Source organism: Kibdelosporangium persicum (genome assembly GCF_013280595.1).
Classification (GTDB): Bacteria; Actinomycetota; Actinomycetes; order Mycobacteriales; family Pseudonocardiaceae; genus Kibdelosporangium; species Kibdelosporangium persicum.
In genome coordinates this window covers 211,988-229,619 of the sequence record NZ_JAAATY010000006.1, presented here as the reverse complement: position 1 = coordinate 229,619, position 17,632 = coordinate 211,988, and the positions used below count along the sequence as shown (strand labels likewise).

The window sequence follows — 17,632 nt, the reverse complement described above, 5'->3', positions numbered from 1 at the left end:
GTGACCGATTTCCTCGCGCCGGTCGAGGAGACGATCGCGGAGGCCCCGCCGCCGCAGCGTGGTGGCGGGGCCGTTCGCTATCTGCTCACGAAGGTCGGTGGCGCGATCATGAGTGTGCTCATGGTCGTGGTGCTGGGGTTCTTCTTGTTCCGGGTGATGCCGGGGGACCCGGTGACGATCATGACGCGGGGCCGTCCGGTGTCCGGGGCGCAGCTGGACCAGTTGCGGGCCGAGCACGGGTTCGACCAGCCGATCCTGGTGCAGTTCTGGAACTACCTGGTCGGGTTGCTGCACGGGGATTTCGGCAATTCGTACGCGTTCAACGCGCCGGCGGGCGCGATCATCGGTGAGCGGCTGGGTCCGACGTTGTTGTTGTCGGGCACGGCGGCGGTGCTGGCGGCCGCGCTGGGGTTGTGGCTGGGTGCGAAGACCGCGTGGTATCGCAACGGGCCGTTGGATCGGGCGAGCACTGGTGTGGCGTTGGTGTTCTGGTCGATCCCGCCGTGGTGGCTGGGTGTGGTGCTGTTGATGATCGCCGGTGGGGTGTTCCCGACCGGTGGCATGCAGAGCCCGGACAGCCCGACGGCGTTGGTCCCGCACGCGTTGGACGTGGCGCATCACATGGTGTTGCCGGTGTTCACGCTGGTGCTGGCGATCTATGGGCAGTATCAGCTGGTGATGCGGGCGTCGTTGCTGGAGGAGATGAACTCCGACTACCTGACCACCGCGCGGGCCAAGGGGCTGCGTGATGACATGGTGCGGCGGCGGCACGCGTTGCCCAACGCGTTGCTGCCGACCACGACGCTGGTGTTCCTGCATCTGGGCATGGTGGTGTCCGGTGCGATCACGGTCGAGGCGGTGTATTCGTGGCCGGGCCTGGGGCAGTTGACCGCTGAGGCGCTGGAGGCCAAGGACCTGCCGTTGTTGCAAGGGATCTTCATTGTGCTGGTGATCGCGGTGGTGATCATGAATTTGGTCGCTGATGTGCTGTTGCGGGTGCTGGACCCGAGGGTGCGTGCGTCATGACCTCGCCGGTGTGGGCGCGTCGGCGGGCGGCGGCGGGCCGGGTGTGGCGGGAGTTCGCGGCCAACCGGGGCGGCCTGGTCGGTGTGGTGGTGCTGGGGTTGTTCGTGCTCACCGCGATCCTGGCGCCGTTGTTGATCAGCGAGTCGAGTCTGGACGTCACGCGCGCGACGGGGCAGCGGCTGGAGTCGCCGAGCGGGGACTTCCCGCTGGGCACTGACGAGAACGGCTTGTCGGTGCTGACGTTGACGTTGTGGGGCACGAGGTTGTCGCTGGTGGTCGGGTTGGCGGCGGCGGTGCTGTCGGTGCTGATCGGCACGACGGTGGGGATCCTGGCCGGGCATTTCGGTGGGTGGCTGTCGGCGGTGTTGCTGCGGTTCACCGACTTTTTCCTGATCATGCCGTCGCTGGTGCTGGCGATCGCGTTGTCGGCGGTGCTGGAGGGCGGTGCGGGCACGATCATCCTGGCGATCGGGGTGGTGTCGTGGCCGACGAGCGCGCGGCTGGTGCGGGCGCAGACGCTGGCGGTGGAGGCGCGGCCGTACATCGAGCGGGCGCGGGCGTTGGGCGGCGGGCATGGTCACGTGATCTTCAAGCACGTGTTGCCGTCGGTGTTGCCGTTGGTGTTCGTCAACACGACGTTGGCGGTGGGCACCGCGATCGTGGCCGAGTCGACGCTGCGGTTTCTTGGCCTGGGCAGCACCAGTGAGATCACGTGGGGTGGGTTGTTGCGTTCGGCCAGCAGCAGCGGCGCGATCACCTACGGCGCGTGGTGGTATCTGCTGCCGCCGGGGATCGCGATCGTGCTGCTGGTGTTGGCGTTCACGCTGGTGGGCCGGGCGTTGGAGACTGTGTTGAACCCGAAGCTGCGGGAGCGCCGGTGACCCCTGTGCTGGAGTTGCGTGACCTGCGGGTGACCTACGCGGGCGGGCATGAGGCCGTGCGCGGGGTGGACCTGACGCTGCGGTCTGGGCAGACGCTGGGGTTGGCGGGCGAGTCGGGGTGTGGCAAGTCGTCGCTGGCGATGTCGGTGCTGCGGCTGCTGCCCAAGGACGCCACGGTCAGCGGGGAGATCCTGCTGGACGGTGCGGACACCCGCACGATGAGCTGGGGCCGGTTGCGGGCGGTGCGGTGGGCTTCGGCGTCGATCGTGTTCCAGGGCGCGATGCACGCGCTCAACCCGGTGCGGCGGATCGGCCAGCAGATCGCCGAGCCGATCCTGCTGCATGCGACGTCGCCGCCGGACGAGGTGGACGCGCGGGTGGCGGAGTTGCTGGCGCAGGTGGAGTTGCCGCCGGAGAAGGCCCAGGCGTACCCGCATGAGCTGTCCGGTGGGCAGAAGCAGCGGGTGATGATCGCGATGGCGCTGGCGTGCCGGCCGCGGCTGGTGATCGCCGACGAGCCGACCACGGCGCTGGACGTGATCGTGCAGGCTCAGGTGCTGCGGCTGCTGACCCGGCTGGTGAGCGAGCACGGCATCGGACTGGTGATGATCAGCCATGACCTGTCGGTGCTGGGGTCGGTGTGTGAGCGACTCGCGGTGATGTACGAGGGCGAGATCGTCGAGCTGGGGACCGCGCCGACGGTTGTGCACGACCCGCAGCACGCGCATACCCAGGCGCTCGCGGCGGCGTTCCCGACCGTGGGAGACCCGGCGTCGCGGTATGCGCCGGCGACGACGAATCCCGCGGGGCTGCCGCCGAGGGTGGTGCCCGAGGCGGGGGAGCCGTTGCTGCGGACCGAATCGCTGCGGGTGGACTTCCGTGACCGCGGCGGCGGGTGGACGCATGCGGTGCGGGACGTGAACCTGGAGGTCGGGCGCGGGGAGATCGTCGCGCTGGTCGGCCAGTCCGGTTCCGGCAAGACCACGCTCGCGCGGACGGTGCTGGGGTTGCAGCAGCCCACCAGTGGGCAGGTGCTGTTCGAGGGCCGGCCGTTGCCGCGAGGCGGGCGGGCGTTGCGGGATTACCGGCGGCAGGCGCAACTGGTGCTGCAGGATCCGTCCAGCGCGTTGAACCCGCGCCACAGTGTCTACGAGGCCATCGCCGAAGGGCTGCGGATCCACCGCATGCCCGGCGATGAACGCGCGCTGGTCGCCGCGGCGCTGGAGGCGGCGGAGCTGCGTCCCGCGCAACGGTTCATGCCTGTGTTGCCGCATCAGCTGTCCGGTGGGCAACGGCAGCGGGTGGTGATCGCCGGGGCGTTGGCGTTGCGGCCGCGGTTGCTGGTGGCCGACGAGCCGGTCGCGTCCCTGGACGCGTCGGTGCGCGGTGAGATTCTGGCGTTGTTGTTGCGTCTTCGTGCCGAACTGGGGCTGGCGGCGTTGGTGATCACGCACGATCTGGGCCTGGCGTGGAACATCGCCGACCGGGTCGCGGTGATGTACCGCGGTGAACTGGTCGAAGTCGGTGACGTGGAACAAGTGCTGCTTGAGCCGCGGCACGAGTACACCAGGTCGCTGTTGGCCGCGCTGCCGGAAGTGGCGGCTCCGGCCTAGTGCGTTACTCCGTTGTTAAGACCAATAGCACACGGGGTAGCCGGTAATGCTGACCACGGGTGGCCATGAACGCACGCAGCGGGACGGTGTGTAACCTGCTAGACGCCATGGCCACCACCACAGATCCGGCGCCGAACCTGGATACCACTTTGGGTGCTGACACCGACAAGACCGGACCATCCGGCAAGCCCGCGACGGGCATGCCGGTGCGCACGATCGCGCTCGGCACACTCGGCACGATCCTGATCCTGCTCACGGCCGTCGGCGCGGCCGGGACCCTTGTCCGTGACCCGATTCTGGGCAACGGCCCGCTGTCGTGGATCCGCTACGGCCACGGCAAGATGCTGGCCACCGCGGTGCTCTACATCGGGTTCGCGCTCGTGGTGTGGGCCTGGGTGCGGCTGGGCCGGCACGTGCTGGCCGGCCGGGTGGACGCCCGCGCGGTGCTGATCGCCGCGTTGTGCTGGATGGCGCCGCTGCTGTTCTCCCCGCCGGTGTTCACCCGCGACGTGTTCTCCTACCTCGGCCAGGGAATGCTGCCGCTGCACGGGTTCGACCCGTACGTGGTGGGGCCGGCGCAACTGGAGAACATGCCCGACATCTCCCAGAACGTGCACTCGTTCTGGCAGACCACGCCCGCGCCCTACGGGCCGATGTTCATCCTGCTGGCCAAGGGTGTCGTGTCGATCACCGGTTCGGACGCGATCTTCGGCGTGATCCTGATGCGGCTGGCCCTGGCCATCGGGCTGGGCCTGCTGATCTGGGCGCTGCCGGGCCTGGTCAGGCACCTGGGCGGGAAGCTGTCGGTGGCGATGTGGCTGGCGGTGGCCAGCCCGATGACCGTGGTGCACCTGTTCGGCGGGCCGCACAACGACATCCTGATGGTGGGCCTGCTGGCCGCGGGTACTTTGTGTGTGCTCAACCGCAAGCACGTGCTGGGGATCGTGCTGGCGACGCTGGCGATGGCGGTGAAGGCGTCCGCCGGTCCGGCGTTGCCGTTCCTGGTGTGGGTGTGGGCCAAGCACCTCACGTCGACGTTCTGGCGGAACTTCGTGCGCGCCGCGTCGCTGTCGATCGGCATTTTCGCGGTCACCTTCACCGCGGTGACCCTGGCGGCGGGCGTGAACCTCGGCTGGTTCCCCGCGCTGCGTGCCCCGGCGATGATCGTGAACTGGATGTCCCCGCCGACCGCGGTGGGCGAGTTCCTGCACTGGGTCAGCGCGCTGGTGTTCAACGTGTCCAAGGACCCGTTCATCATGGTCACCCGTGCCATCGGCGCGCTGGTCCTGGCGTACATCTTCGTCCGGCAGTGGTGGGCGGCCCGTGACGGCGGTGCTGACGCGATCCGCCGGATGGCGATCGTGCTGCTGTGTGTCGCGTTGCTGTCCCCGGCGACTCTGCCGTGGTACCTCACGTGGGGCTTCGTGATCGCGGCCGCGTTGCCGTGGCCGGTCAAGCGTCTGCCGCTGGTCGTGGGCTTCGCGGTGTTCCTGGTGCTGACCTACTCACCGGCGGGTGAGGACCAGCTCTACAACTATCCGTTCATGGCCGCCGCGATCCTGGTGTCGGTGCTCGCGGCCAAGGCGTTGACCACGATCGACCCGCTGAACATGTTCGGCCACAAGAAACCTGCCCTGGTCGATGTCGGGCCGGCGCCGCTGACCGACAAGAAGCCCGTGGCGGACTGATCATCCAGACACACGTGGAGGGGCCCTGGGGCAATCCGGGGCCCCTCCACGTGTGTCCTGGGGTTGTCGGTCGGCTGGCCGGGAATCCGGCCGTCCGGTCAGGACAGTCGCGGTGTCAGGCGGTAACCGGACCTGCACACACGGTGGCTGATCATGGGTGTTAGGTTGCGGCGATGCAGTCCAAGTCCCGCACGATCGGCCGCGACGGCCCGTCGTTCATCGAGGTGGCACGGCGTGCGCAGATCGTCGAGTGCGCCATCGAGACCATCGCCGCCATCGGCTACGCCCAGGCGTCGCTGAACCAGATCGCCGAGCGGGCCGGCATCTCCAAAAGCGTCATCTCGTACCACTTCGCCGGCAAGGACGAACTGATCCAGCAAGTCCTCACCGACGTCAGCCAGGCAGGCGCGGCCCTGATCTGGCCCCGCGTGCAAGCCGAGACAACCTCAGCGGGGATGCTGCGCGCCTACATCCAGTCCCACCTGGACTTCATGCGTGATCACCCGAAACAGGTGGCCGCTGTCTCGGAGATCCTGCTTTACCACCGTGCCCAGACCACAGCGGAGCACGACACCACACCCCTGGAGGAACGGCTGCGGCAAGGCCAGCGTGACGGCGAGTTCCGCACGTTCTCACCCCGCCTGATGGCGTGGACCATCCGCGCCGCCCTGGACGAGGTCGCCCGCCAGTACGTCGCCGACCCGTCCCTGGACCTCGACGAGGCCGCCCGCGAACTGGCCCGGAACTTCGCCCTGGCCACCACAGCACACACTCCCGGACTCACGCATCCTGACAGCGGGTGTCAGGTATCGCGGGGAGGATGAGCCGCGTGCAGATCACCGCGACGTTCGAGATCACCGGCTGGGACCAGGTTCTCTACGACGAGCCCGCCGACGGCCCGCCACTGGGGCAGGCCACCATCCGCAAGACCTACACCGGCGCCCTCGAGGGCACGGCCGAGGTGCGCATGCTCGCCTGCCAGACCGGCGACAGCCCCGCCGACGGCGCCGGCTACCTCGCCCAGGAACGCGTCACGGGCACCCTCCAGGGCAGAACCGGCACCTTCGTGCTGCAGCACGGCGCGTGCGGCGGACCCGGCGGCACCGACCAGTTCGGGTTCATCGTGCCCGGCGCCGCCACCGGCGAGCTGGCCTCGCTGACCGGCACCTGCCGGGTCCGGCACGGCGAGATCACCCTGGACTACCGGCTGGACTGAGCGCGGGCCGCAGGATCGTCAGCGTGCCGTTGTCGGCGTCCAGTTCCGCCTGGACGCCCAACGGCACCGTCAGCTGCGCCGCGCAGTGCCCGAACCCCAGCTCCCACACCGTCGGGATCCCCAAGGACCCCACCAGGTCGTGCAGGATCGCCTCCACCACATCCGGGGCGCCGCAGTTGGTCCACGACCCGAGCGCGATCCCGTTGACACCGGTGAACCAGCCCGACCGCAGCAGCGCCGTGAGGATGCGGTCCAGCCGGTAGGTGTCCTCGGCGACGTCCTCCAGCAGCAGGATCGCCTCACGCGGCGGCGGCCCGGACCCCAGCAGGCTGGCGTTGCCGCCCACCACCATCCCGGTGGCCTTGCCGTGCACCATGGTCGCGGTGTTCGGGCCGGCCAGCACCCGCACCTTCTCCGGCTCGAACAACGTCTGCCGGAAATGCTCCCGCGCCGCCGCGTCGGCGACGAACCCGTCGGTGCCGACCATCGGCGCGAACAACGTCGCCACGTTCAGATGCTGCAGGAACGCCTCGTGCAGCACGGTGATGTCACTCGATCCGGCGAACAGCTTCGGGCCCGCCGCGGCCATCGCGTCCCAGTCCAGCAGGTCGACCATCCGCAACGTGCCGTACCCGCCGCGCACGCAGAACACCGCGTCGACGTCCGGGTCGCACCACGCGGCCTGCAGGTCCGCGGCCCGGTCGGCGTCCGCACCGGCCAGGTAGGGCAGCTTGGGGTGCCGGTCGAGCACGTGCTCGCCGATCTCGACCCGCAGGCCCCACGACTCCAGGTGTTTGATCCCGGCGTTGAGCAGGCTCGGCGCGACCGGCCCCGACGGAGCCACCAGTGCGACACGGGAGCCCGGCCGCAGCCGGGCGGGATGGATCTTCACGACCGCAACTGTAGGACCGGCACGCCCGGCGGCGTGAACCCGAACACCTGCCCGTAGAACGACAGCTGCGCCTCCAGCGCCGCCCGCTGTGTCTCGGCCTTGCGGAACCCGTGCTGTTCACCGGCGAACGCCAGATACGCGTGCGCGACACCGGTGCCCGCGATCGCCGCGACGAACCGTTCGGCGGGTTGCGGTGGGCAGATCCGGTCCTCCAGGCCCTGCATCAGCAGCACCGGCCCGGCCAGCGTGCCGACGTGGTTGACCGGTGAGCGCCGGGTGTACCGGTCACGCTCCCGCGGCCACGGCCCGACCAGGCTTTCCAGGTAGCGCGACTCGAAGTCGTGGGTCTCGCCGCCCTCGGCGGTCCAGCGCACCAGGTCCAGCACCGGGTAGAGGATCGTGGCACACGCGTACACCCGGGTGCTGGTGATCGACGACGCGGCGGTCCAGCCGCCCGCGCTGCCGCCCATGATCGCCAGCCGGGCCGGGTCGGCCGTGCCTTCCTCGGCCAGCGTCCGCGCGACCGAGGCGCAGTCGTCGACGTCCACCACGCCCCACTGCTCGTGCAGCGACTCCCGGAACACCCGCCCGTACCCGGTCGACCCGCCGTAGTTCACCGCGACCACACCGATCCCGCGGCTGGTCAGATACGCGAACCCCAGGTTGAGCGTCGGCACGTACTTGCCCGTCGGGCCGCCGTGCGCGAACACCACGTACGGCGGTTTCTCACCCGCCGGCGCGGCGAAGCCCGGATTGGCCGGCGGATACACGTACGCGGGGACTGTGCCGAACATCCGCTCCCGAGGCTCGGGCAGCACATCCGGATCGAACGGTGCCTCCTGCGGCGAATAGGTGGCCAGCTCACCACGCGACAGGTCCAGGCTGACCACGGCCGTCGGCAGCGACGCGGTGCCCGCCGCGCCGTAGAGCATCCCGTCGCGGGCGATCAGATCGGCGCGCCACACGGTCAGGTCGGTGTCCACATCGGTCACCGTGCGGCTGCGCTCGTCCAGGATCGCCAGGCTGCCGCCCGCGCGCAGCACCGCGAACCGCCCCGACCCCAGCGGGGTGAACCAGCGGCTGCCCAACCGCCACAACGGGCCGCCCAGCTCCTCGGCGCACGGCGCGAGGTTGCGGGCGGTGCCGTCGATCCCGATACGGAACAGGTTCCACCAGCCGTCCGGGTCGGTCAGCGCCAGCAGTGTCGCGCCGTCCTCCCAGGCGAACTGGCACACCGCCTCCCGCGGGCCGCCGGCCACCACACGGTGCGCGCCGAACGTGCCGTCCGCCAGCAGCGGCGCGACGCACAGCTCGGCGCGGTCCCACGGCATCCACGGGTGGTCCCAGCCGATCCACGCCGCGTGCCGCCCGTCCGGGCTGATCCTCGGGCCGGACAGGAAGTGGTGGCTCGCGCCCAGCACCCGCACCTGCCCGCCGGTCAACGCGACCAGGTCACGCCGGACGTCGGTCGGCGCGTCGCCGGTGACGGTCTCGCGCACACACCACACCTGACCGTCCGGGCCCGCCGTCAGATCGCCGTAACGCCACCCGTGCTCGCGGTCCGGTTCGGGCGTGACCGGCTTCGGCTCGCCGCCGTCCCACGGCACCTCGTACACGCGTTGGTCGTCCCAGTTGGTGAACACGACCCGGTCGTGCAGCACCACCCACGACCGGCTGCCGTACTCGTGCACCCGGTTACGCACGCTCCACCGTGCGTCGAGCACCTCGCGTGCCTGGCCGCCCGCGGGGCTGCGCATCAACGCGATCCGGCCGCCCTCGCTGGGCCGTGTCTCGGTCCACCACACGTCCGGGCCGTACAGGTCCACCCAGTCCGGGCCGCCGGCCACGGCAGCCGCCTCGGCGGCGGTGATCGGCGAGGCCCAGGTCCCGTAAGAAGCGATCTCCACCACAGCCGCCGACCCTACTGGTCGCGGCCGTGCCGTGCGGCCACAGGGAAACCACGGCGAAGATCGCTGTGAGGCTGATGGCAAGTTGGTGAGCCGGGCTGCTCATCGCCGGTCGCGTGCCCTAGGGTCGAAGGTGCCATGGCTCGTGTCATACATGTCTTCCGTCAGCCCGACCGGTTCATCGCCGGGACCGTCGGGCAACCAGGCGACCGCACGTTCTTCCTGCAGGCCTCCCAGGACGCCCGCACGATCAGCGTCGCACTGGAGAAACAACAGGTCGCGGTGCTCGCCGAACGGATCGGGTCACTGCTTGAGGAAGTGGGGCGCCGCTTCGGCGCCGAGGTCCCGCCCGACACCCCCGACGAGATGATGGACTCCGAACCGCTGACCGTGCCGGTCGAGGAGGAGTTCCGGGTCGGCACGATGGGGCTGGGCTGGGACGCCGAGACGCGCGCGGTGGTGATCGAACTGCTCGCGGTCAGCGAGGCCGAAGTGGACGAAGCGGTCGTGCTGGACGACACCGAGGAAGGCCCGGACGCCGTGCGGGTGTTCCTCACGCCCGCGCACGCCAAGGCGTTCGCCGCCCGCGCCGACCGGGTCGTGCGCGCCGGCCGCAAACCGTGCCCGCTGTGCGGCGAGCCGCTGGACGCCGACGGGCACGTCTGCCCCCGCCAGAACGGCTACCGCAGAAACGAAGAAGGCTGAGCGTGCACGCGGGTGACCCGGCGGCGCTGGAACTGATCACCCATGGCCGGATCGACGTGGAAGGCAGGCTCGTTGACGCCTCCAACGCCACGCTCTACGGCTCGATCAGCCACAACGGCGTGACCGCGCACTGCGTGTACAAGCCGATCAACGGTGAACGCGCGCTGTGGGACTTCCCCGACGGCACCCTCGCCGGCCGGGAGGTCGCCTCCTACCTGGTGTCCGAGGCGACCGGGCTGGGCCTGATCCCGCCGACGGTGCTGCGCGCGGGCCCGTTCGGCCGCGGCATGGTCCAGCTGTGGATCGACACCAAGGAAGGCGACGACCTGGTCGACGTCCTGGCGCCCGACGAGATGCCCGACGGGTGGCGCATGGTGCTGCGCGCGCACGACCGCCACGGCGACCCCGCGGTGCTCACCCACGCCGACCATCCGAGCGTGAAACTTCTGGCCGCCCTGGATGTCGTGCTCAACAACGCCGACCGTAAAGGCGGGCACGTCCTGCACGGCACGGACGGCAACGTCTACGGCGTGGACCACGGCATCTGCCTGCACAGCGACCCGAAACTGCGGACCGTGCTGTGGGGGTTCCTCGGCGAACCGCTGCCCGAGCAGGCCATCGACGCGCTGACGCGGCTGCGCAAACACCTGGACGCCGAGCTGGGCCAGCGGTTACGGCCCCACCTGACCCGCCGGGAGATCCACGCGCTGCGGGAACGCACCGACGCGCTGCTGCGCCAGCCGGTCTATCCGGAGCCCAACCCGGACGGGCGCCCGATTCCCTGGCCCGCGTTCTGAACGTTCCGGTGACCGGAATACCCGAGAATCGACCACACAGGAAGTGGTGCGAATCGTGTGGCGTGATTCGCGGCGCGTTCATGGTGACAGGCGACGAGACACGTTCGGTCAAAGCGTGTACCACGCTACGCTGAATTGGCCGGCGAAGACGGGGCACTGTATCCGATCGTGGCCGTGGGGAAGTGGCCTTGATTTGTCACTCCGGCATGTAACATCCGTGACTTCCGTCGCGACTGACGGATGTCGATGGAGCCAGGGAACTGTTCTTATGGCAAGATCCACGGCGCTGAGTGACCGGGAACCCGTTGGGTCACCGTCCGGCCGCTGGTACCGATCCGGCTGAAACGAGCATGACTGGCATGGCAGGCCACACAGCGGCCGGTCATGACCGGCTGTGGCAGAGGCAAGGAGACGACGATGTCCGGTAGCGCTCCGCCCCGCGTGGTCCTCTGGCTGGGCGGCGGTGTCCTTGCCGCGCTGGGGATAGCGATCGTCGACCAGGTCGTGGAGGAGTGGACGGTCGCGCTGATCGTGGGTGTCGTCATCGCTGTCGGGTGCGGCCTTGTCGTCGAGCCAGTTCGATCTGCGCTGTCCTCGCGGCCGAGCCGACAGCGGCTACTTCCGTCGGGCGATGCGATTCGTCAGCCCAGTCACTCCAGCCAGGACGCACGCCGTGATGATGTACTGCCAGAAGCTTCCTTTGATCAGCGCGACTAGCACGACGAGCACGATCAAGCACAATAAGACGACAGACCACAGCACGCCCATAACGCAGATGTGCTTTTTCTCATGCTCCATCCACGCGGTCAACCCTCGATACACTCTGCCGATGATGTCGGCGACCAGCTGAAGGAACGACAGTTTGTCGACCATGCGGCGAGTCGGTGCCGGTGTGATGGTCTCGTTCGCCGACGGGCTGCCAACAGCCTGCACACTTTTGTCGAGGGCATGGCCGGCGCCGGTGGATCTCTTCTTGTTCTTGTCAGGCTTGCTGGGCATCGGAACTCCGGAACGAAATGGGGCATGTGGTGTCGGCCTGGTGACATGCGGGCGTCACCTCGCGGAATCCGGTGCGGCCGCCTCCGGAGTTCCCAGCCGGCTTCTGGCTCGCTCGATGAGGTCGCGAGTCTCCGACGGACTGAGGGTTTGTGCTTCTATCTCGGTGAAGCTCGTACGGTAGAGGTTGATCCGTTCGTCGCCTGTTCTGATCAGGTACTCGGAATCCCCGGTCTCCCGATAGACGATCGTCTCGTAGTCGTGTGCGTCGAGCGAGCCGCCAGGGATGGTCATGATCATGAATGGTTCCCAGAGGCCCAGATGCGCGCCCGCGGCGAACGGAATCACGCGTAATGTCAGATTCGGGCGGCCGCTGATCTCGAGCAGGCGAGTGAGCTGTGCCGCGAGCACGTCCGGGCCACCGATCTGCCGGTACAGCATCGCCTCGTCGATGAGGAACTCGAACCGGGGTCCCTGGGGGTCGTCGAGGATCTGCTGGCGGACCTGGCGGGCTTTGACGAGCGCGTCGAGCTTGGCGCCGCTGTGCTTCACCGACAGCAGGGCCCGCGCGTACCGCGGAACCTGTAACAGGCCCGGCAGCACGAAGGAGTTGGCCGACCGGATCCGCAGCGCGGACTCCTCGTAGGACAGCAGCGTCTGGTACTCGGCGGTCAGATGCTTCTTGAACGGGGTGAACCGGTCCCTTCTGCGCGCTTGCCGAGCCATCGCCAGCAGGTGCTGAGCGGCCGTGTCGTCCCTGAGCCCGTACAGCTCGACCAGCGCCTTGGTGTCGGTCCAGGACACGCTGACCACCGCCGTCTCGATGCGCTGCAACTTCGACAGCGACCAGCCCATCTTGTTGGCCGTCGAGCTCTGGCTCCAGCCCTTGTCCTCCCGCGCGCGGCGCAGGTAGTCGGCCAGCCGCTCGCGCAGGACAAGCGGGCTCAACGAGCGGCTCTCGTCACTCATTCGCACTCCCGTCACACGTCAGTGGTGTTCCAGTCGGGTGATCTGCGGCGCGGCGATCTGCGGTGCGGCAGATTAACTCAGCTGGGGAACCTACCTGATCTCCGGACGACGCCGCGCGTCGAGGGGGGTCAACCGGTGTGCCGGGGTGATCTCGCGGGAGCCCGGGAACGAGTCGGGCGGCCGACCGCGTGAACCACACGATCGAGCCATGAATCACTCGATTGACGTAGTTCTGTGACCTCGCCCATGGGCGCCGCGCATTTGTCAGCGCCCATAATGGGAACGCTGGTATCAAAAATGGTCATCACGTAAGGGGAGATCTGATGACGTCCGACACGAAATGGCGCCGCAGTTCACGCTCATGGGGCGGCGACTGCGTTGAAGTGTGTCACGTCGAATCACGAATCCGTATTCGCGACTCCAAGGATCCACGACAAATATTGGACATTCCGTGGTCACGCGCTTCCGAGTTCACCGACTACCTCAAGTCGATCCCGCCAACGCCGGAAGCGGCGGCCGAGAGGGAATTCGGTCCACGGCACATCTGATCGGACAAGCTCAGGTGACCGGACGTCCGCGCTCGGTCACCCGGCCACGGCCCGACCCTGGCCGGGGGGAGCGGCAACTGCCGGTGCCCGCGCCGGGCGGAAGCCCGACAAAACGCTGTTGTTGTCGCGGTGTAGGCACAACGGCCGTCGAGGAACACGTGATCCGGCGGTTATCGTGGACGGTCCTGCACCGGGGCAGGACAGGGCCAGGAGGACGCGATGGGTCGCCGCCGAGTCACGTTCGTCGCCGTCAACGTCACCGCGGTGGCCCTGGCCACCCTGACCACCATGACCGCCGCCGCGGACCCGTCAGCTGATCGCGGGCACGGCTGGTTACGGCTGGAAGTGTTGTCCGGTCCCGCCCACTACGTCAGCGGCGGCGCCGCGCGCCTGCGCGTCGTCCTGCCGCGCTCCGCCCCGCTCACGGCGAGCGTCACCGTCAACGGCACCGACGTCAGCGCCTCGTTCACCCGCGACGATCAAGCACCGCACGCGCTGGAAGGCGTCGTGCGTGACCTGCCGCTGGGCGACAGCCGCGTCCAGGCCCGCGCCCACGGCCGCCGCGCCGAACTCACCCTGACCAACCACCCGAGCAGCGGCCCGATGTTCTCCGGGCCCCACCAGCGGGACTTCTTCTGCTCCACACCCGCGCACCTGGCCGGATTCGACCTCGCCCCGCCGTTCCTGGACACCGACTGCGCACTGGCCACCCGGACCAGCCACTACTACCTCGCCGCAGGCGGCGACTGGAAACCCCACGACCGCTCCGCGCCACGCCCCGCCGACATGACCCGCACGACCACCAGCCACGGCGCCGACGTGGACTTCGTCATCCGCTGGGAACGCGGCACCCTCAACCGCTTCATCTACACCATCGCCGTGCTCGACCCCACCGCGACCGGACCCGCGGCGCTGCCGGCGTGGAACCGCAAACTCATCTACCACTTCGGCGGCGGCGTGGGCGTGGGCCACTACCAAGGCTCCAACAACCACGACGAATCCCGCTACGTCCACGGCCTGGGCCAGGGCTACGCCATCGCCTGGTCGACCGGCACCAAAACCAGCACGCACTACAACCTCGTCCTCGGCGGCGAGACCGCCATGATGGTCAAGTCGCGGTTCGCCACCGAGTACGGCGACCCGCGCCACACCATCGGGCTCGGCGGATCCGGCGGCGGCATCCAGCAGTACGTCTACGCCCAGAACCACCCCGGCCTGCTCGACGGCGCGATCCCGCAGTACTCCTACCCGGACATGGCCACCCAGACCATCCACGTCGGCGACTGCGAACTGCTCGAACGCTGGATGGACGGCAAGGTCCGCACCGACCCGTCCTCGAAATGGGCCAGGTGGACCAACCGCACGCTGCTGGAAGGCCTGGCCGCCTCCGACACCGTGACCAACCCGTACCAGCCACTGACCCCCTGGCTGCGCTCGCCGGGCTCGTCGGAATGCGTCAACGGCTGGCGCGGCCTGTCGGCGCTCGCGCTCAACCCGAAGTACGGCACCGCCCCGGGCATCACCCCCGACCAGCAGGCACGCGTGGAATGGACCCACTGGAACGACGCGGTCACCGTCTACGGCCGCGACCCGCTCACCGGTTACGCCCGCTCCACCTGGGACAACGTCGGCGTGCAGTACGGGCTGAAAGCCCTGGTGGACAACCACATCAGCCCAGCGGAGTTCCTCGAGCTCAACGCGGCGGTGGGCGGGTGGAAACCACCGCAGGACAACGTCCAGGAAGGCTGCCCGTTCATCACCACCGCCTGCCCGGCCGACATCGACGTCTGGAGCGCACGCAACCAGACTGTGCCCGGCGCCGACGGTGTCGCGCCCCGCACGCACGGCAGCGTCGAGGCGATGCGCGCGGCGTACCGGTCCGGCCTGGTCTTCGACGGCCGCATCGACATCCCGGCCATCGACTGGCGCCACTACCTCGACGCCGAACTGGACATGCACAACGCCCGCCAGTCCTTCGCCGCCCGCCACCGCATCACCGACCGGCAGAGGGCGGCCAACCAGGTCGTGTGGTTCACCGACGCCCGCCCGGCCCGCGCGTACGACCAAACCCCGATGGCGCTGCGGGTGATGGACACCTGGCTGGAAACCCTGCGCGCCCGGCCATGGCTGGGCGTCGCGGGCGCGAAACCAGCCGAAGCGGTGGACTCCTGTTTCGCCACCGACGGCACCCTGCAATACCGGGGCAGCGACGCGTGGCGCGGCATCCTCGACCCCGGACCGGCCGGGCCGTGCACCCAGCGGTACCCGATCCACGGCACCTCCCGCACCGTGGCAGGCGGCCCGTTCGACGGCCAGCACTACAAGTGCGCGCTGCAACCCGTCGAGCGAGCCATCGCCCGCGGCGTGTACGGGTCATGGCAGCCCACGGACACCGAACGGGACCAGCTCACCCGGATCTTCCCGACCGGAGTGTGCGACTACACCCGCCCTGACGTGGGACGGCCCCGCTAACCGGGTCGCGCACCGTCGAACGCCCGGTTCGATCTTGATCCGGACGGGCTGCTGACCGAACGAACGGTCCGTTCGCGAATCTGGTTGTCCACAACCCACCGGTAACCCTATGACCAGGCCTTATTCCGACTAGAATGGAAGCGGGGCCGGCCCCCGGGACAGGGCGGGGGCATGTCTAGTGGGGGACAGGGGCGTTCGCGGCGGCCGCTCAGGCGTGGGCTGTGGTGTGCGGTGCCTGCTGACCCGGTTAGACCACGCCGGCCGAGATGGCGAGACGAACATCAGCGCCTTCGGCGCGCGGGCCGCTACCCGCTGCGGGTTGTGGTGGCGCCGCTCCAGCCAGGGGCGGTCACGGACGTGGTGGTGCTTGCGGAGGATCGGGGCGCCGGTGGCACGGGCAGCCGCCCCGGCTGCCTTGGCGCGCGGCGATCGCGCTGGGCGCCACCGCACCAGATCGGCACCGGCGACGCTGGCACCCGGCCACCGCACCGGAACGCTCACCGTGACCGTCGGCCGCGGTGTGCCGTTGCCGGGACCCGACGGCATGTCGCGGTAGCGTGCGCCGCGTGCGCTCCCAGGACTACGGCGACATCCTCGCCGGCAAACCGAAACGCCGCATTCCCGAACTGGCCGCCGAGCCAGGCCTGGTCGTCGAAGACCCGGCCAGCGGGTTCTGCGGCGCGGTGGTCCGCGTCGAACAGGGCAACGTCGTGCTGGAAGACCGCCACGGCCGCCACCGTCTCTTCCCGCTCACCCCCGCCGGGTTCCTCGTCGACGGCAAACCGGTCACCCTGGTCAAACCCGCCGCGCCGCCCAGGAAACCGGTGATGTCCGCGTCCGGGTCGGTGAAGGTCGAAGGCCTCAAAGCCCGCACCGCCCGCGCCAGCCGCATCTGGGTGGAAGGCATCCACGACGCCGAACTGGTCGAACGCGTCTGGGGCCACGACCTGCGCGTGGAAGGCATCGTCGTGCAACCCCTCGACGGCATCGACGACCTCGCCGCCCGCGTCGCCGAGTTCCGCCCCGGCCCGCAACGGCGCCTGGGCGTGCTCGTGGACCACCTCGTCAAAGGCAGCAAGGAATCCCGGATCGTCGACGCGGTCACCGACCCGAACGTGATGATCACCGGCCACCCGTACGTCGACATCTGGCAGGCGGTCAAACCCTCCTCGGTGGGCATCACAGCGTGGCCGACCGTCCCGCGCGGCGTGCCATGGAAGGAAGGCATCTGCGCCCAGCTGGGCTGGGGCGAGCCCGCCGACGGCTGGCGCCGGGTGCTCGCGGGCGTCAAGGGGTTCCGCGATCTGGAGACCCCGTTGATCGGCTCGGTCGAGCGACTGATCGACTTCGTGGGTCACTTCGGGTGACATGCCCCTCGAAACGGCCACTTTTTCTGCCAGGATGTGACCATGGCGGCCTGGCTGGTGTGGCTCATCGCAGGGTTCATCCTGATCTCCGCCGAGGTGCTGTCCGGCGACCTGTGGCTGTTGATGATCGGACTCGGCGCCCTCGGCGGCGCCGCCGCGTCCGCCCTCGGCGGTGACCTGGTGATCAGCGGCATCGTGTTCGCCATCGCCACCATCGCACTGGTCGGCGGCATCCGCCCGATGCTCAAACGCAAGATGCTCGCCGGCCAGGACATCAAAACCAACACCCAGGCCCTGATCGGCGCACGTGCCCTCACCGTCACCGCGGTCGACGAACACAAAGGCCAGGTCAAGATCGGCGGCGAGATCTGGTCGGCCAGGGCACACCACCCCGGCGACACCATCCCGGAACCCGGCACACCGGTCGTGGTGGTCGACATCTCCGGCGCCACCGCGATCGTGGCACCCGAACCGTGACCCTGAACCTGCCGCAATTCGCGGCGCGATCACACGGCATCGAGTAGAACCGACCTCACATAGCGCGCGGAAGGTGGA

General features: G+C 69.2%; 16 protein-coding genes. 12 read left to right on the top strand and 4 right to left on the bottom strand.

Translation table 11 applies throughout. From position 1 onward, the window contains the following. The 6 genes from GC106_RS13870 (at window position 1) to GC106_RS13845 (ending at window position 6,424) form a co-directional block, all read left to right on the top strand. Window positions 1-1,026: an ABC transporter permease gene (locus GC106_RS13870; protein WP_312872635.1), complete on the top strand. Its 1,026-nt coding sequence runs from the start codon at window positions 1-3 to the stop codon at window positions 1,024-1,026. Next, a complete protein-coding gene (locus GC106_RS13865) occupies window positions 1,023-1,907 on the top strand; it encodes an ABC transporter permease (RefSeq protein WP_173129425.1) in 885 nt (294 codons plus the stop codon). The genes GC106_RS13870 and GC106_RS13865 overlap by 4 nt, the downstream gene beginning before the upstream one ends. Continuing rightward, window positions 1,904-3,520 carry a dipeptide ABC transporter ATP-binding protein gene (locus tag GC106_RS13860; RefSeq protein ID WP_173129422.1) on the top strand — a complete coding sequence of 539 codons (1,617 nt, stop codon included), beginning with the start codon at window positions 1,904-1,906 and terminating at the stop codon, window positions 3,518-3,520. The genes GC106_RS13865 and GC106_RS13860 overlap by 4 nt, the downstream gene beginning before the upstream one ends. Before the next feature lie 107 nt (window positions 3,521-3,627). Further along, window positions 3,628-5,208 (top strand): polyprenol phosphomannose-dependent alpha 1,6 mannosyltransferase MptB, encoded by a 1,581-nt coding sequence (gene mptB / locus GC106_RS13855; RefSeq protein ID WP_173129419.1) that lies wholly within the window; start codon window positions 3,628-3,630, stop codon window positions 5,206-5,208. 173 nt (window positions 5,209-5,381) lie between these two features. Next, on the top strand, window positions 5,382-6,032 hold the full coding sequence (locus GC106_RS13850) for a TetR/AcrR family transcriptional regulator (protein ID WP_173129416.1): 651 nt from the start codon (window positions 5,382-5,384) through the stop codon (window positions 6,030-6,032). Then, window positions 6,029-6,424 carry a DUF3224 domain-containing protein gene (locus GC106_RS13845; RefSeq protein ID WP_173129413.1) on the top strand — a complete coding sequence of 132 codons (396 nt, stop codon included), beginning with the start codon at window positions 6,029-6,031 and terminating at the stop codon, window positions 6,422-6,424. Before GC106_RS13850 ends, GC106_RS13845 begins: the two co-directional genes overlap by 4 nt. Here GC106_RS13845 and GC106_RS13840 read toward each other — a convergent pair. Then, complete coding sequence (locus GC106_RS13840; protein ID WP_173129410.1) at window positions 6,399-7,316, bottom strand: S66 peptidase family protein; 918 nt, start codon at window positions 7,314-7,316, stop codon at window positions 6,399-6,401. The two genes, GC106_RS13845 and GC106_RS13840, sit on opposite strands and share 26 nt — an antisense overlap. Then, complete coding sequence (locus tag GC106_RS13835; protein ID WP_173129407.1) at window positions 7,313-9,226, bottom strand: dipeptidyl-peptidase 5; 1,914 nt, start codon at window positions 9,224-9,226, stop codon at window positions 7,313-7,315. Before GC106_RS13835 ends, GC106_RS13840 begins: the two co-directional genes overlap by 4 nt. Before the next feature lie 135 nt (window positions 9,227-9,361). Here GC106_RS13835 and GC106_RS13830 point away from each other — a divergent pair, with 135 nt between their 5' ends. Both GC106_RS13830 and GC106_RS13825 read left to right on the top strand, forming a co-directional pair. Further along, window positions 9,362-9,928, top strand: a complete 567-nt coding sequence (locus GC106_RS13830) for an Rv2134c family protein (RefSeq protein WP_173129404.1) — start codon at window positions 9,362-9,364, stop codon at window positions 9,926-9,928. Then, a complete protein-coding gene (locus tag GC106_RS13825; protein ID WP_217280514.1) occupies window positions 9,925-10,725 on the top strand; it encodes an Rv2133c family protein in 801 nt (266 codons plus the stop codon). The genes GC106_RS13830 and GC106_RS13825 overlap by 4 nt, the downstream gene beginning before the upstream one ends. Window positions 10,726-11,340: 615 nt before the next feature. On the opposite strand, the gene GC106_RS13820 is transcribed toward GC106_RS13825, so the two are convergent. Further along, a complete protein-coding gene (locus tag GC106_RS13820; RefSeq protein WP_173129398.1) occupies window positions 11,341-11,724 on the bottom strand; it encodes a hypothetical protein in 384 nt (127 codons plus the stop codon). 54 nt (window positions 11,725-11,778) lie between these two features. After that, window positions 11,779-12,690 (bottom strand): helix-turn-helix domain-containing protein, encoded by a 912-nt coding sequence (locus GC106_RS13815; RefSeq protein WP_173129395.1) that lies wholly within the window; start codon window positions 12,688-12,690, stop codon window positions 11,779-11,781. A 323-nt stretch (window positions 12,691-13,013) separates the two neighbouring features. Here GC106_RS13815 and GC106_RS13810 point away from each other — a divergent pair, with 323 nt between their 5' ends. From GC106_RS13810 to GC106_RS13795, 4 genes are all read left to right on the top strand, one after another. After that, window positions 13,014-13,238: a DUF397 domain-containing protein gene (locus GC106_RS13810; RefSeq protein WP_173129392.1), complete on the top strand. Its 225-nt coding sequence runs from the start codon at window positions 13,014-13,016 to the stop codon at window positions 13,236-13,238. A 219-nt stretch (window positions 13,239-13,457) separates the two neighbouring features. Next, window positions 13,458-15,710 carry a DUF6351 family protein gene (locus GC106_RS13805; RefSeq protein WP_173129389.1) on the top strand — a complete coding sequence of 751 codons (2,253 nt, stop codon included), beginning with the start codon at window positions 13,458-13,460 and terminating at the stop codon, window positions 15,708-15,710. A gap of 566 nt (window positions 15,711-16,276) precedes the next feature. Beyond that, window positions 16,277-17,077, top strand: coding sequence for a DUF3097 domain-containing protein (locus GC106_RS13800; RefSeq protein ID WP_173129387.1), 801 nt, complete (start codon window positions 16,277-16,279; stop codon window positions 17,075-17,077). A 42-nt stretch (window positions 17,078-17,119) separates the two neighbouring features. Beyond that, a complete protein-coding gene (locus GC106_RS13795) occupies window positions 17,120-17,554 on the top strand; it encodes an NfeD family protein (RefSeq protein ID WP_173129384.1) in 435 nt (144 codons plus the stop codon). The last annotated feature ends 78 nt before the right edge of the window (window positions 17,555-17,632 follow it).